This is a genomic window from Dactylosporangium sp. NBC_01737, assembly GCF_035963215.1.
Lineage (GTDB): Bacteria > Actinomycetota > Actinomycetes > Mycobacteriales > Micromonosporaceae > Dactylosporangium.
In genome coordinates this window covers 13,328,815-13,342,786 of record NZ_CP109153.1, presented here as the reverse complement: position 1 = coordinate 13,342,786, position 13,972 = coordinate 13,328,815, and the positions used below count along the sequence as shown (strand labels likewise).

Here is a 13,972-nt window from a genome sequence, read left to right as displayed (position 1 = left end):
TTGCGCTACCAAGACCCGTCCGTCCACCTGGGCGCGGTCTCGATCAACCATGCCTTGGGAGGCATACGCTCATGTCGAACGACTCGGGGGGGACGGCCACCGCCACGGCGGGGGCCACGGCTGCGGTCGACCCGAAACGCTGGCTCGCGCTGTCGGTCATCGCCGTCGCGCAGCTGATGGTGGTGCTGGACGCCACCGTTGTGAACATCGCCCTGCCCTCGGCGCAGGAAGCCCTGCACATCTCCACCGCCGACCGGCAGTGGATCGTCACCGCGTACACCTTGGCCTTCGGTGGCCTGCTGCTGCTCGGTGGCCGCATCGCCGACTTCTTCGGCCGTCGCCGCACGTTCCTGGTCGGCCTGCTCGGCTTCGCCGGCGCCTCCGCGCTCGGTGGCGCCGCGGTCAACGCCGAGACCCTCTACGCCGCACGTGGCTTGCAGGGTGCGTTCGGCGCACTGCTCGCCCCGGCCGCCCTGTCCCTCATCACGGTCACGTTCACCGAGGCGAAGGAGCGGGCGAAGGCGTTCGGCGTCTTCGGCGCGATCTCCGGCGGTGGCGCCGCGATCGGCCTGATCTCCGGCGGCCTGCTGGTCGAGTACGCCAACTGGCGCTGGACCCTCCTGGTCAACATCCCGATCGCGGTGATCGCGTTCATCGCGGCCCTGCCGGTCGTGCGGGAGAGCAAGGCGACGGGGGACACGCGCTACGACATCCCCGGTGCGGTCCTGGCAACCGTTGGTCAGGTTGCGCTGGTGTACGGCTTCACGAAGGCCGCGACCGACGGCTGGAGCTCCGGGGTGACGATCGGCTGGCTCGTGGCCGCCGGGGTGCTGCTCGCCGCGTTCGTCGTCTGGGAGTCGCGGGCCAAGCACCCGCTGCTGCCGCTGCGCGTGCTGTGGGACCGCAACCGCGGCACCTCGTTCGTGGTCTCGATCCTGGTCGGCGCGGGCATGCTCGGCATGTTCCTGTTCATGACCTTCTACCTGCAGCAGACGATGGGCTACTCGGCGCTCAAGAGCGGCTTCGCGTACCTGCCGTTCTCCGCGGGCATCATCGCCGCGGCCACTCTCGCGGCCCGCTACCTGCCCCGCGTCGGCCCCCGGGTCATCATGTCCGTCGGCGGCGTCCTCGGCACCCTGGCCATGATCTGGCTGACCCGGCTCGACCTCAACTCCAGCTACGCCGTGGACATCCTGCCCGCGTTCGTCGCGATGAGCTTCGGTATGGGCCTGGTATTCGTGCCGCTGAGCAGCGTCGCCCTGACCGGCGTCGCGAACCACGACGCGGGCGTGGCCAGCGCGCTGGTCAACACCACCCAGCAGGTCGGCGGCTCGCTCGGCACGGCCCTGCTCAACACCATCTTCACCACGGCCGTCACCGGCTACCTCACCACCCACGCGGCGTCACCGCTGGGCCAGGCGGAGGCGGCGATCCACGGGTACAACGTGGCCTTCACTGCCAGTGCCGTGCTCCTCGGCGTGGCCGCGCTGCTGGTGATCCTGTTCATCCGTCGCACGCCGGCGGACGAGAACACGACGTCGGACCAGGAGCAGGTGCCGGTGCTCGTGCACTGAGCGCCGCCTGTGGTCTCCCGGGTCCCCGCGGCACTCGCCGCGGGGACCCGCGCTGTCAGGCGGGCGGGGCCTCGTCAGGCGGGTGGTGCGGTGCTCTCGCGGATGATCAGGTCGGCGGGGATCAGCAGGTGGTCGGGCGTGACCTCGGCGCCGGCGCGGGTCTCGGCGATCGCGCGGGTCAGCGCGGCGGCCGCGGCCCGGCCCTTCGCCAGGACGTCCTGGCGGACCGTGGTCAGCGCCGGGCGCATCCGCGCGGCGAGGGGGCTGTCGTCGAACCCGACCACCGACAGGTCCTCGGGTACCCGTAGCCCCAGGTCGTACGCCGCCTGGATGACGCCCTGCGCGATGGCGTCGGAGAAGCAGAGCACGGCGGTCGGCCGGGGGTCCGCCGCGAGGAGGAGCCGGGCGCCGTCGTAGCCGTCCTCGGGTCGGCCGTGGGCGAGCCGGACGACCGGCGGGGTGATGCCGGCCGGGGTCAGCGCGTCGAGCCAGCCCAGGATCCGTTGCTGTGCCACGTATCCGTCGATGACGACGGCCCCCTCGTCGACGGCGGTGCCGTTGCCGAGGGCGGTGCCGTTGCCTGCTGCGGTGCCGTTGCCGGCCGCGGTGCCGTTGCCGAGCGCGGTGCTGTTGCCGGCTGTGGTGTTCTTGGTCGCGGCGCCTGGGATGACGGAGCCGAGGGGCAGCAGGCCGTGGGCGCCGCGCACGCCGCTGGTCACCACGCCGATGTGCCGGTGGCCGAGGTCGACGAGGTGCTGGGCGGCGGCCCGCGCACCCGGCCGGTCGTCGACGTTGACGCTGGGGATGCCGGCGGCCGGCACCTGGTCGATGAAGACCAGGGGGAGCCGGCGGCGGATCAGCCAGTCGACGGCCGACGAGCTCGGGTCGCAGGAGTAGACCATCGCGCCGTCCATCGCGACGTCCCGCGCGGGGACGACGTCGTCACGGGCGGTGGCGGTCAGCAGCGTCAGGCCCAGACCGGTCGGGGTGAGCTCCTCCGCGATCGCGCCGAGGAACGTCGTGGCCACCTCGTCGTTGAACGCGTCTCGCAGCGACTCGGTGAGCAGGACGCCGACGGCGCCGGTCGTGCCGCGGGCCAGGGCGCGGGCCGCGGGGTCCGGCCCCACGTAGCCGAGGTCCGACGCGACCGCAAGGATCTTGTCGCGCAGAGTGGGGGAGAGCTGATCGGGCCGGGAGAACGCGTTGGAGACGGTCATCCGGCTCACGCCGACCTGGTCGGCGATCGTCTGCAAGGTGACCCTCGCCATCGCACCTCCCACCATCATTGCCGCCGCCGGCATCGGCTGCCGTCGAATGGGTCCCCGTGCAGTTCATCCGCCGGGGACCCGACGACGATATCGCGCTTCAGCGCGCCGGGCTGCACGCGGCGGCCGGAGCGACCGCGTCGGCGGCGCGGTGCAGAGACGCGGCGAGCGCCGCACGGAGCTGCCGGGCCCTGGGCCGCCGGGCGCCGATCAGCGGCACCGGGGGCGCCACCACCGGTGCGCCGGGCAGCGCGCTGCGGACCTCGTGGGCCATCGCGTTCTGGGATTCGATCATCGCGAACGGGAACATGGCCGGACCTCCTCGAACCTTTCGGCCTGCCGTTGCAGTGCCTATACCGGTACAGTACGGCGCTGGACTGTACCGGTCAAGAGGGCGTGCCGGGCGTCACTTCCGGCGTGCGGTGGTCCTTCGGGGGGATGCCTTGCGGCCCGGCGTCCTCCGGGCGGCTGCCCTGGCCGCAATCGACTTGCGATGGAACAGCCAGGCGGCCACGGCGGCAAGCACCGCGACGCCCAGCGCATACCAGACCCAGGTGTACGAGGCCTTCGCAGCCGGCGCGGGTGGCGGGGTCGCCGCGACCGGTGGTGGCGCGCAGACGATGTCCTGCGGTGCGCCGTCGGCCGCCGCCACGTGCAGCACGCCTTGACAGCGCCCGATCGCCGGCGTGCCCATCTCGGCCACGACCGTCCAGTCGCCCTCGCCGAGCGTGCCGGCGTACGTCAGAGCGTCCCCGTTGCGCCGCAGTCCGGCCGGGCCCTCACGGCGGCCGTCGGCCGTCGTGGCCAGCAGGGTGATGCCGACGGCCTCGGTGACGGGGTGGCCGTCCTGCCAGGTCGCCGTCACCCACACCGAACCACGGCCGTCACCGTGCAGCGTGAGGATGACGCCGTCGTGCGCCGAGGCCGGCGACGCGCCCCCGAACACCAGACCGGCCAGGAGCGCGCCGGCCGCCGTCGCGCGGCCGATGGCGCTCGCCATGCGCCCGGTCGTCGCTGCACGGACGGTGCTCGTCATGCGTCCGGTCGTCGGCGCGCGCTCCATGCCGGGCACGCGGACGGTCGTCGCTGCACCGCCCGTGCTCGCCGTGCGGTCGGTTGTCGTCGCGCGGCCCGGTCTCGTCACGCGGCCGATTGTTCTTGCCCGGGCGGCTTTTGTCATGCGGCCGGCGGCCGCCCCCGCGAGAAACGGCGTCATACGGGCCGCGGCCCGGCGCCACAAGGACACCGGGCCGCGATCGCTTGGGGACTGGTTCACGTGCGCTGCGTGATCCAGCTCTGGTACTTCGCGCCGCTCGGCTTCTGCAGGACGAGCAGCCGGCTGCCGAAGTACTCGTTGTTGCTGACCCCGACGACCAGGCCGCTCGCCGACTGCAGCGAGACGCCGAACTCCGTCTGGGTGAGCGTCCACTGCAAGGCCTTTGCACAGTCGCCCTGCACCAGGGTCGCACCCACGGCGTCCTTGTCACCCGTGGTGGTGATGCAGGCGTTCGTGGCCTTGGACTTCACCACGAACTTGCCGCCGGTCGCCGCTTCCAGCTTCCACTGCTGGTTCGCCCCGCCGTGCCGCTGGTAGATGATGATCGGCGTGCCGGCCGCGCTGCGGGCACCGAACACGTCGGCCACCCCGCCGGTCAGGCTGTTGCCGAACACCATCCATGAGCCGGCCGTCGGCGCCGGTGCGGCGGCGGTGTGGACCTTCGCGGTCGTGGTCCACGGGGTCAGGGTGCCGTTCTGCGCGAGCGAAATCCCGATCTGATAGTCGGTGTCGGGGCGCATGCCGACGATCCGGACGTTGGTCGAGCCGACCTGACCGATGGAGCGTCCATTGAGGACGACTGCGTACCGGCTGCCGGCCGCGGCCGCGTCCCAGGACAGCCGCACCGAGTTGGCGGTGGTGTCACTGACTCGCAGCTCCTTGAGCCCGGTCGGCGGCTTCGTCGAGGTCGGCGTCGGCGACGCGGTCTTCGTCGGCGTGACCGACTTGGACGGCGTGGGCGACGCGGTCTTCGTCGGGGTCGGCGACGCAGTCTTCGTGGGGGACGCCGTGGCCGTGGGCGACGGCGGCGGGGGCGTGGTGCCGCCGGGGCCCGCGATCAGGAACTGGTTGTTGGCCACGTTCCAGTTGGTCGCGAGGTAGCTGCCGGGGCTCGGGTTGGTGTTGTAGTAGTCGTCGTGGTTGCAGTCCATCCGGTTCTCACCGGCTTTGTCGGTGCAACCCGTCCTGACGGACGTCTTCAGACCACCCGAGTCGTTGTAGCACATGATGTCGTACTCATCGAGGCAGTGCCCGGCCTTGCTGGAGTTCGGCGCGTTGTTGTTCACGGCGCCGAGGTTGTGCCCCAGTTCGTGCGCGGCGACGCTCGCCGCCCAGCAGCCGGAGTCGCTGCGGCCGTAGCCGGGGCCACCGTTGCTGCGGTTGCTCGTGCCCGGCTGGGTGTCGCCGTTGAACGTGCCGATCCCGCAGTACACCTTCGACTCGCCGAAGATCATGTACTTGCGGTCGGTCCGGTTGTAGCCGAGCGCCTTGAGCCCGTTGATCGTGGCGTCGAAGGTGTTCAGGCCACCGGCCGGCAGTTCGACCTCGCGCACGTCGACCTTGCAGTCGGCGGTCGTGACGAACCGGACGTGCCGCTCGCCGCCGGTCTCCTTGGCGCTGGTGTTGTAGATCGCGTCGACGCCGGCGCTCCAGGTGCGGAAGCTCTCCAGGTACTGGTTGAACCGGCTCGCCGTGTTGGCGTCCCGCACGTACAGCACCTGCACGCGCTTGCCGGCCACGCCGTCGCCGTCGCAGGCCACGCCGGACGCACCGATCGTGTACCCCAGGGCGGTGTCGGCGGCGGCCTCCGGTACCAGGGCGAATCCGCTCTCAGAGGAGACCGATCCGTCCTCGGCAGTGACCGTCTGTTCCAGCGGGGCGGCGGCCGTGTCCGACTCGGGGACGACCTGCGTGGGTCCGGCGTCCGTGATCGGCGCGATCGTGCCGCGCACGGTCAGGCCGGCGGGCGGGACGTCGGGGCCGTGGCTGCACTGGCCGCGCTCGGTGAGCTGGTACCCGCCGACGCACGGCTGGCCCTTCTTCGCCGGCGTCAGACCCTGGTACACCAGGCCGAGCTCGGGGTTGTCGGCGGGTACGCGACTGATCGCGGCCGGCCCTTTCTCGTTGAACAGGCTGTCGATCGCGCCGGGCCCGGCGATCGCCGCACCTGTGCCGACGATCGCGACCGCAACGGTCACGACGACGCGGTGCAAGACTCGAGACACGCTCGGTTCCTCCGGAGGGGAAAGGGGCGCGCGGCGGGGACGGGCACAGGGCAGAGGTACCCGTCCCCGCCGCGCGCGGGACGGCCGGCCTTCGAGGGTGGCAAGGCGGGTGAGTGCCGGTCCGTCCACGTGGGAACGGGCTGACCATAGCGAGCCGTCAACGTGCGGTTCCAGCCCAAACGACCCAATTAAGGGACTCATAACCGAGACTTGTGGCGGCCCTACGCCACGTGGCTGTGCGGCGCCCCGCTGCCGCCCCGGTGATCGAAGGACGGCGCCGGTCACCTGTACGCCCAGCGAACACCTTCGATTACCGGCAGAGACGGCGCGACTACAGGGAGGCTATGGGGCGGGCTTGCCGCGGCGGGTGCGGCGTTCGTTCGGCTCGCGGGAGAGCCGGCCGACCAGGCCGAAGCGGCTCTGCGGCGGCTGCTCCTTCGGCGCGGGGTCGGCGTCGGCCATGACGATGACGACGCTGGCGCCGCCGAGGGTGCCGGACGTGCCGATGTTGACGGTGCCGTTGCCCTCCACCGCGACCCGCCGCACGATGTCCAGGCCCAGGCCCGTCGAGCCCTGGCCGCTCTCGCCGCGCTGCAGCGCCAGCTCCGGGTCGGGGATGCCGGGACCGCCGTCCTCCACCCGCAGCACGACGTAGCCGTCGTCGCGCCGGGTGACCGCCACCTCGAAGGGGACGCCCTGCGGGGTGTACCGGATGACGTTGCCGATCAACGCGTCCAGCGCGGCGGCGAGCTCGCTCTTCGCGACGTGGACGGGTGCCGGCCGGTCGGTGCCGACGGCCTTGCAGTCGCGCTCCTGGTCGCCGGCGACCGCCGACCAGAACATCATCCGATCCCGAACGACCTCGGCGACGTCGCAGCCCTGCTCGCCGGTCGAGGCGGCGGCGCCGTCGCTGCGCTCGCCACGGTCCGGGGTGGGGGAGTGCGCGTCGATCGGCTCGCGCATCGCGCGGATCAGCTTGTCGATCTCGACCTCGAGCGCGGCGATGGCGTCGCGGATGCGGTCGGCGTCCTGGCTGTCGTCGAGGGTCTCCGCGTCCAGCCGCAGGGCGGTCAGCGGCGTGCGCAGCCGGTGCGACAGGTCCGCGACCAGCTCGCGCTCGTTGGTCAGCAGGGCCATGATGCGGTCCGCCATCACGTTGAGCGCGAAGCTCGCCTCGGCCAGCTCCCGCGGCCCCGACGGGTCCAGCCGCACGTCGAGGTACCCCTCGCTCAGTGCCTGCGCGGCGCCGGCGAGCTGCCGGGCCGATGCGGTGACCTTCGCCGCGAGGCGGTCGCCGACCCAGACGGAGGCGATGACGAGCCCCAGGGCGACGGCGGTCAGTGCCCACCAGGCGCCGCTGACCCCGTTGGACAGCTCATCCTCAGGGATGAAGACCTCGACAACCGCCGTGCGGCCCGAGCCGACGTCCACCGGCTCCAGGTAGGACAGCCCGCCGGCGACGGTCGCCGTGACCGGCGCGGCCTGGTCGGCGGCATGGGCGAGGTCCTTCGCGGCGGCGTGCCCGGTGCCGATCTCCAGGCCCTCTTCGCCGAGGTTGTGCACCGAGACGCGGCTGACCGCCGGGCCGCCGGTGCTCGCGATGGCACGCTCGATCGCCAGGGGGTCGGTGGTCACGGTGAGGACCGCCACGACCACGGCGGTCTGGCGTTCGGCGTCGGCGAAGGCACGCTCACGGGCGAGCTGCTGCACGACCAGCCCGAGTGGGATCAGGAACGCCAGGGCCACCATCGTGGTGACCGCGGCGCAGACGTAGGCGAGGGTCCGCCTCAGTCCGGGGCCGCGAACCTGAAGCCCACGCCCCGCACGGTGTGCAGGTATCTGGGTGCCGAGGCGCTCTCGCCAAGTTTCCGGCGTAGCCAGTACAGATGCACGTCGATCGTCTGGTCCTCGCCCACTGAGGGTTGCCGCCATACCTCCTCCAACAGCTCACGGCGTGAGACCACCCGTCCGGGACGGGCGGCGAGGTACGCCAGCAGGTCGAACTCTTTGCGGGTCAGCGTCAGCGGCTCGCCGTGCAGGTGTGCCTGGCGTTGTCCGATGTCGACACGCAAGCCTCCCACCTCGATGGCGGTGGGTTCCTCGCGGCTCGCCCGTCCGGTGCGGCGCAGCACGGAGGTCATCCGGGCGTCGAGGTGGGCGGAGGTGAACGGTTTGATCATGTAGTCGTCGGCGCCTGCCTTGAGCAGCCGGACGATCTCCGCCTCGTCGTCGCGGGCGGTGGCGATGATGATCGGGGTGTCCGCGATGCCGCGCAGCATCCGCAGGGCGTCGGCGCCGTCGAGGTCGGGCAGCCCCAGGTCGAGCACGACCAGGTCCGGCGTCTCCGCGGCGAACCGCCGTAACGCCTCCAGTGCGGTGCCGACCGCGTGCACCGTGTGACCTCGGTCGGTCAGGGAGCGCAGCAAAGCGCCCCGCACGACATGGTCGTCCTCAACCAGCAGCACCGTGGCCATGCGAAGAACATACGTCCTGGCGCAAGTGGCAGTTTCCGCGGTCGATGGACGATTCCGACATGTCATCTTTTTTCGGAGGTGGCCATCCTCCATTCGCCGAGACTTCCGTTCGGACGGGTACTGACGGGTGGCCGGGTGCCGTACAAATTCCGCGACCTGCGCGTGTCACGGCTGGTCGTCCAGCAGCCGCCCGATCACCAGCAACGCCTGATCCACGTCTGGTTCGCCGTCGGCGATCGCGTCCGCGTACAGGAAGCTCTCGCCGATGCGGACCAGGACGAAGGCCAGGGTCCGCGGGTCCATCCGGGGGATGAAGGTGCCCGCCGCGATCTCCTCCTGCAGGAGGCCCTCCAGGTGTGCGCGGACCCCCGGCTGGACGACGCCGTGCTTCGAGGTGAGGATGCGCAGCGCCGCCTCCGGCTCCGCGGCGAGGAAGTGCCGCAGGCTCGGCTGCTCGATGACGCCTGCAAGGAAGTTGCCGATCACGGCCAGGATCCGGTCGGCGCCACGACGCCCCTCGGCGTGCTTCACGGCCCGCTGCAGGCTGCGCTGGGTGAGCTGCCACAGCACCTGGCCCAGCAACTGGTCGCGGCTGCCGACGCGCCGGTACAGCGTGGCGCGGCCCATGCCCAGCTCGACCGCGAGCGAGCGCATGTCGACCCGGCGCCGCTCCAGGAACCGCCGCATGGCCGCGTCGAAGATCTCATCGAGCGGCATGCCAGGCAGGCTACACGCCTTGAGACAGATCCTGAACTGTCTCAGCGGAGACGTCGCCGGTGAGATCCGCGGGGTCGGTGTTCGCCCCGCACAGCACGACCGCTACCCGCCCCGCACCGGCGTCCTCGACCTGCGCCAGCGCGGCGAACGCGGCCGCCGCCCCCAGCTCCACCACGATCCGGTGCTGCGCCCATAGCGTCCTTCGGGCCCGGATGATCGCGTCGTCGTCCACGAGCACGCTCTGCACCCCGTGGCGTACCGCCGCGTCGAAGCCGATCGTCCCGATCCGCCGGGCGCCCAGCGAGTCCGCGGCGACGCTGTCCACGGCTACGTCCACGGGATGACCGGCGGCAAGTGCCGCGTGCAACGTCGGTGCACCGACCGGCTCGACGGCGACGACCCGTACCCCGTCACCGACCGCTGCCGCGATGCCGCCGACGAGCCCGCCGCCGCCGGTGGCGACCAGGACCGTGTCGACGTCGGGAAGCTCGAGGGCGAGGGTGCCCTGCCCGGCGACGATCTCCGGCTGGTCGTACGGATGCACGAACAGCGCCCCGGTCTCCGCCACCCGGATCATCGAGGCGGCGTACGCCTCCGCGTACTCCCGGCCGTGCTGGTGCACCACGGCGCCGAGCTCCCGCAGCCTGCGCACCTTCACCTCCGGTGCCACCCGCGGCACGAACACCTCCGCCGGGATGCCGAGCCGGGCCGCCGCGAACGCCACGGCGAGTCCCGCGTTGCCGCCGGACGCGGCGACGACCCCGGCGGCCGGCAGCTCACCCGACTCCCGGGCGGCCAGGATCCGGTTGAACGCCCCGCGGGCCTTGAACGAGCCGCTGTGCTGCAACAGCTCCAGCTTGAACCAGAGACCGGGCGCCATCTCGACCGACGGGGTGCGCCGCACGTGCCCGTCGATCCGCCGCGCCGCCGCCTCGACCGCTGCCCTGTCGACCATGCGCCAACCCTACGTCCCGCCGCTTCGCGCCCCGCGCGCGCCGGAAAGCTATGTCCCGTGCGCGCCGGAAAGCTATGTCCCGTGCGCGCCGGAAAGCTATGTCCCGTGCGCCGGAAAGCTACCTGCCGCCGCGGCCCTCGCCGGCGGCGAACCGCGCGGCACCGCCGGCGGCGCCCGCTCGCAGGGACGCCACGCCGTACCCGTGCTCGACCGCCAGAGCCTCGTCCATCGGGCGGCCCAGCGACTCGTACACGGAGCGCCGGTCGTTGCGCAGGCACTCCTGCGGCAGCGCGGCGAGGGTGGCCGCGAGCGCCTCCGCCGCGGGCCGGGACCCGCCGGGCGGCACGACCCGGTCGGCGAGGCCGATGCGGTGCGCCTCCGCCGCGTCGACCGGGCGCCCGGTCAGGATCAGGTCGAGCGCGCGGCCGACCCCGATCAGCTGCGGCAGCCGGACCGTGCCGCCGTCGATCAGCGGCACGCCCCAGCGCCGGCAGTACACCCCGAACGTCGCGGTCTCCTCGACGACCCGCAGGTCGCACCAGATCGCCAGTTCCAGGCCGCCCGCGACCGCGTGACCGGCGACGGCGGCGATCACCGGCTTGCCCAGTCGCATCCGGGTCGGGCCGAGCGGCCCGTCGCCGTCTGCCTCGACGCGGTTGCCGTCACCGGCCGCGACCGCCTTCAGGTCGGCACCGGAGCAGAACGTGCCACCGGCGCCCCACAGCACCGCGACCGCGGCGGTGTCGTCGGCGTCGAACTGCCGGAACGCGGCCGCGAGCCGCTCCGCGGTGTCCCGGTCGACGGCGTTGCGGGTCTCCGGCCGGTCCAGCACGACCGTCCACACCGGTCCGGACCGTTCGATGCGCACACTCATACCGGCCAGTGTCGACCAACGGCCACGGCGGCCGGGTCCTGACCCCGTTCCGGGTAGGACACGGCCGCCGTGGCGCGTGCACGTGGGTTGCGGACCGCTCAGCGGCGACGGCCCCGGCGGTAGCTGCCGTAGCGGGTGTGCCACGTGCCGGCGCCGGCCAGGTGCAGGGCGACGCACAGGAACCCGGCCAGGCTCAGGGTCCCCACGTCGAGGATGGGTCCGGCGTCGGCACCGAACAGGTCCATCAGCAGCGCAACAGCGAACAGGATCGCGGCGATCACAGCGAACACAACGGCCTCCTTGGTAGTGATCGCTGAGTACCCAACGGCCGCGAAACCTAATCGACGCCGTCGATGCCGAGCAGCTCGGCGAGCGCAGTCCGGCCGTCCGGCGTGACCCGAACCGCGCGCCCCGACCCGATCCGGGCGACCCAGCCGCGTGCCAGGAACCGCTCGCACAGCCGCGCGCCGGCGACCCCGGCCAGGTGCGGCCGCCGCTCCGTCCAGTCCAGGCAACCCCGGGCCACCGGCCGCTTCCCGCCGTCCAGCGCCAGGCCCTGCCCTGCCATCCATGCCAGGCCGGCCTCCGTCAACGCGAACCCACCGGTCTGGTCCAGCAGCCCGCGCGCCGTCAACGCGTCCGTCACCGCCACCCCGAGCCGCCCGGCGAGGTGGTCGTAGCAGGTCCGCCCCCGCGCGAGGGCTGCGGACGCCGTCGCCGCCCGCAACCCCGTCGGTCGCGGCACCTGCGGCGCCAGCCGCGCCGACATGTCCTCCAGCAGCGCGGCGACGGAAGCGTCGGCGAGGCGGACATACCGGTGCCGCCCCTGCCGCTCCTCGGCCAGCAGCCCGCCCGCCGTCAGCCGGTGCAGGTGCTCCGTCGCCGTCGACCGCGCGACCCCGGCGTGCCGGGCCAGTTCCCCGGCGGTCCACGCCCGCCCGTCGAGCAGGGCCAGGCACATCGCGGCCCGCGTCTCATCGGCGAGCAGCGCGGCGAGTTTGGCGAGCGAGGACGGTGGGTTCACAACCCCTATTGTCCGCTTCGTCAGTTCGTCGTGTACCGAACGGTCCCAGCCATACGGTCGTGCCATGCAGACGATCGACGACCCCGGCGACGCCCTCGCCGTGCTCCACGACCCGGATTTCGTGGTCCCACCGGTGCCCGCCGCCACCCACGGCATCGCCTGGCTGCGCGCCACCGTCGGCCGGTTCAGCACCGGCGAGGCGCACACCCGCCGCCGCGCCCTCAGCGAGTCCCTGCTGTCCACAGTGGACCCCCAGACGCTCCGCGAGGCGGCCGCCTCATCCCCGCACGCCCATCCCGTGCAACACCTCGCCGCCGCACTGGGCCTGGGCTCCTCCGCAAGGACGATCGACGCGGTCCGTGCGGCCGCCGCCGCGTACCAGCCCGGCACCGGCGACGAGACCGCCGCGGACGCCGCTGTGCGGACGCTGATCGCCACATTCGGCGGCGCACCTGACGAGACCACCGCCGCCCGGATCGGCCTGCTCGTCCAGGCCTGCGACGCCACCATCACGCTGATCGAACGCGCCCGCGCCGCGGGCCTGGAACCTGCCCTGCGCGACACCCCGCCGGTCGCGGCCACAAAGCGCATGGCGACCCGGCCGACGACCCTCGGCAACACCCGCGTCGAGCCCGGCGAGGTGGTGCGCGTCAGCCTGCACGGCATCCCCTTCGGCGCCGGCCCTCGCACCTGCCCGGGCCGCGCCCACGCCCTCGCCCTCACCGAGGGCGCCCTGACCGCGACCGTTGACGGTGGCCGGCCCGCGACAGGGGGTGATGGCCGGCATGTGGCCGTTGGACCCGGCGTGGTGGGGTCCGGTGTGGCAGGGACCGGCACGGCCGGGTCCGGGGCCGGCCTGGCTGGGTCCGGGGCCGGCCTGGCTGGGTCCGGGGCCGGCCTGGCTGGGTCTGGGTCCGGCGTGGCCGGGTCTGGCTCCGGCGTGGCTGGGTTCGGCGTGGCGGGGTCTGGTGCGGCGGGGTCTGGTGCGGCGGGGGACAGCGTGGCCGGCTCCGGCGTGGCGGGGTCCGGCGTGGCCGGCAGTGGTGGTGCGCGGTGACCGACTTCCGCTCGCTGCACCGCGCCGGCGACCCGCTCATCCTGCCGAACGCCTGGGACGTCGCCTCGGCCAGGATGCTGGCCGGCGCAGGCTTCCCGGCGATCGGGACGACCAGCCTCGGCGTCGCCGCGGCGAACGGGCTGCCCGACGGGGAGGGCGCCGCCGACGCCGAGACGCTGTGCCTCGTCCGGAGGATCACCGGGCTGCCCTGCCACGTGACCGTCGACATCGAACGCGGGTCCGTCGGCGCGGCGGTCGCGGTTGCCGCGGCCGGGGCGGCCGGGATCAACGTCGAGGACGCGATGGGGCCGTCCGAGCCGCAGGTGCGACTGATCAGGGCGGTGAAGCGGGAGGTGCCCGGGCTGTTCGTCAACGCGCGGACCGACACGCACTGGCAGCGGGCCGGTGACCTGGCCGAGACGCTGCGGCGGGTGCGGGCGTACGCGGACGCCGGCGCCGACGGGGTCTTCGTCCCGGGCCTGCGGGAGCCGGCGGACATCGAGGCCGTCGTCCGTGCGGTGGACCTGCCGCTCAACGTACTGCACGACCCTTGCGGGCCCACGGTCGCGGAGTTGACGGCGCTGGGGGTGCGGCGGGTGAGCACCGGGTCGATGCTGTTCCGGGTGGCGCTCGCCGCGACCGTCGACGCCGCCCGCGCAGTCCGCGACGGCACCCCGGTCCGCACCGCCGGCCTGCCGTCCTACGCCGAGATCGCCGCCGCCGGCCCGTGAAGCACACAACCCGGCGAGG

The 13,972-nt window shown here is 73.1% G+C and carries 14 protein-coding genes; 3 read left to right on the top strand and 11 right to left on the bottom strand.

All coding sequences use genetic code 11. The annotated features are described in order from the left end of the window. The first annotated feature begins 71 nt into the window (after positions 1 to 71). Positions 72 to 1,574, top strand: a complete 1,503-nt coding sequence (locus tag OHA72_RS61650) for an MFS transporter (protein WP_327005306.1) — start codon at positions 72 to 74, stop codon at positions 1,572 to 1,574. A 74-nt stretch (positions 1,575 to 1,648) separates the two neighbouring features. On the opposite strand, the gene OHA72_RS61645 is transcribed toward OHA72_RS61650, so the two are convergent. The 11 genes from OHA72_RS61645 to OHA72_RS61595 form a co-directional block, all read right to left on the bottom strand. Then, positions 1,649 to 2,842: a LacI family DNA-binding transcriptional regulator gene (locus OHA72_RS61645; RefSeq protein WP_327005305.1), complete on the bottom strand. Its 1,194-nt coding sequence runs from the start codon at positions 2,840 to 2,842 to the stop codon at positions 1,649 to 1,651. Positions 2,843 to 2,939: 97 nt separating this feature from the next. Beyond that, positions 2,940 to 3,149: a hypothetical protein gene (locus tag OHA72_RS61640; protein ID WP_327005304.1), complete on the bottom strand. Its 210-nt coding sequence runs from the start codon at positions 3,147 to 3,149 to the stop codon at positions 2,940 to 2,942. A 96-nt stretch (positions 3,150 to 3,245) separates the two neighbouring features. Further along, positions 3,246 to 3,875: a hypothetical protein gene (locus OHA72_RS61635; RefSeq protein ID WP_327005303.1), complete on the bottom strand. Its 630-nt coding sequence runs from the start codon at positions 3,873 to 3,875 to the stop codon at positions 3,246 to 3,248. A gap of 236 nt (positions 3,876 to 4,111) precedes the next feature. Next, a complete protein-coding gene (locus OHA72_RS61630; protein WP_327005302.1) occupies positions 4,112 to 6,121 on the bottom strand; it encodes an RICIN domain-containing protein in 2,010 nt (669 codons plus the stop codon). 342 nt (positions 6,122 to 6,463) lie between these two features. Continuing rightward, the gene (locus tag OHA72_RS61625) at positions 6,464 to 7,870 is read right to left on the bottom strand and encodes a HAMP domain-containing sensor histidine kinase (protein WP_327005301.1); all 1,407 of its coding nucleotides are present in this window, start codon (positions 7,868 to 7,870) and stop codon (positions 6,464 to 6,466) included. 38 nt (positions 7,871 to 7,908) lie between these two features. Then, a complete protein-coding gene (locus tag OHA72_RS61620; RefSeq protein ID WP_033363396.1) occupies positions 7,909 to 8,595 on the bottom strand; it encodes a response regulator transcription factor in 687 nt (228 codons plus the stop codon). A 165-nt stretch (positions 8,596 to 8,760) separates the two neighbouring features. After that, the gene (locus OHA72_RS61615; RefSeq protein WP_327005300.1) at positions 8,761 to 9,312 is read right to left on the bottom strand and encodes a QsdR family transcriptional regulator; all 552 of its coding nucleotides are present in this window, start codon (positions 9,310 to 9,312) and stop codon (positions 8,761 to 8,763) included. A gap of 10 nt (positions 9,313 to 9,322) precedes the next feature. Beyond that, the gene (locus OHA72_RS61610; protein WP_327005299.1) at positions 9,323 to 10,267 is read right to left on the bottom strand and encodes a serine/threonine dehydratase; all 945 of its coding nucleotides are present in this window, start codon (positions 10,265 to 10,267) and stop codon (positions 9,323 to 9,325) included. 118 nt (positions 10,268 to 10,385) lie between these two features. Then, positions 10,386 to 11,141 (bottom strand): crotonase/enoyl-CoA hydratase family protein, encoded by a 756-nt coding sequence (locus OHA72_RS61605; RefSeq protein WP_327005298.1) that lies wholly within the window; start codon positions 11,139 to 11,141, stop codon positions 10,386 to 10,388. 98 nt (positions 11,142 to 11,239) lie between these two features. Then, positions 11,240 to 11,431 carry a hypothetical protein gene (locus OHA72_RS61600; protein ID WP_327005297.1) on the bottom strand — a complete coding sequence of 64 codons (192 nt, stop codon included), beginning with the start codon at positions 11,429 to 11,431 and terminating at the stop codon, positions 11,240 to 11,242. A gap of 47 nt (positions 11,432 to 11,478) precedes the next feature. Then, entirely contained in the window at positions 11,479 to 12,102 is a 624-nt protein-coding gene (locus OHA72_RS61595) for an ArsR/SmtB family transcription factor (protein WP_327011907.1), read from the bottom strand. Between the two features lie 127 nt (positions 12,103 to 12,229). Here OHA72_RS61595 and OHA72_RS61590 point away from each other — a divergent pair, with 127 nt between their 5' ends. Continuing rightward, a complete protein-coding gene (locus OHA72_RS61590; protein WP_327005296.1) occupies positions 12,230 to 13,222 on the top strand; it encodes a hypothetical protein in 993 nt (330 codons plus the stop codon). Next, on the top strand, positions 13,219 to 13,953 hold the full coding sequence (locus OHA72_RS61585; RefSeq protein WP_327005295.1) for an isocitrate lyase/PEP mutase family protein: 735 nt from the start codon (positions 13,219 to 13,221) through the stop codon (positions 13,951 to 13,953). The genes OHA72_RS61590 and OHA72_RS61585 overlap by 4 nt, the downstream gene beginning before the upstream one ends. The last annotated feature ends 19 nt before the right edge of the window (positions 13,954 to 13,972 follow it).

Bases quoted from the DNA above. Each gene is read 5' to 3' on its own strand.
- OHA72_RS61650 (WP_327005306.1), top strand. From the start codon at position 72: ATGTCGAACGACTCGGGGGGGACGGCCACCGCCACGGCGGGGGCCACG.
- OHA72_RS61645 (WP_327005305.1), bottom strand. From the start codon at position 2,842: ATGGCGAGGGTCACCTTGCAGACGATCGCCGACCAGGTCGGCGTGAGC.
- OHA72_RS61640 (WP_327005304.1), bottom strand. From the start codon at position 3,149: ATGTTCCCGTTCGCGATGATCGAATCCCAGAACGCGATGGCCCACGAG.
- OHA72_RS61635 (WP_327005303.1), bottom strand. From the start codon at position 3,875: ATGACGAGCACCGTCCGTGCAGCGACGACCGGGCGCATGGCGAGCGCC.
- OHA72_RS61625 (WP_327005301.1), bottom strand. From the start codon at position 7,870: ATGGTGGCCCTGGCGTTCCTGATCCCACTCGGGCTGGTCGTGCAGCAG.
- OHA72_RS61620 (WP_033363396.1), bottom strand. From the start codon at position 8,595: ATGGCCACGGTGCTGCTGGTTGAGGACGACCATGTCGTGCGGGGCGCT.
- OHA72_RS61615 (WP_327005300.1), bottom strand. From the start codon at position 9,312: ATGCCGCTCGATGAGATCTTCGACGCGGCCATGCGGCGGTTCCTGGAG.
- OHA72_RS61610 (WP_327005299.1), bottom strand. From the start codon at position 10,267: ATGGTCGACAGGGCAGCGGTCGAGGCGGCGGCGCGGCGGATCGACGGG.
- OHA72_RS61605 (WP_327005298.1), bottom strand. From the start codon at position 11,141: ATGAGTGTGCGCATCGAACGGTCCGGACCGGTGTGGACGGTCGTGCTG.
- OHA72_RS61595 (WP_327011907.1), bottom strand. From the start codon at position 12,102: ATGTGCCTGGCCCTGCTCGACGGGCGGGCGTGGACCGCCGGGGAACTG.
- OHA72_RS61590 (WP_327005296.1), top strand. From the start codon at position 12,230: ATGCAGACGATCGACGACCCCGGCGACGCCCTCGCCGTGCTCCACGAC.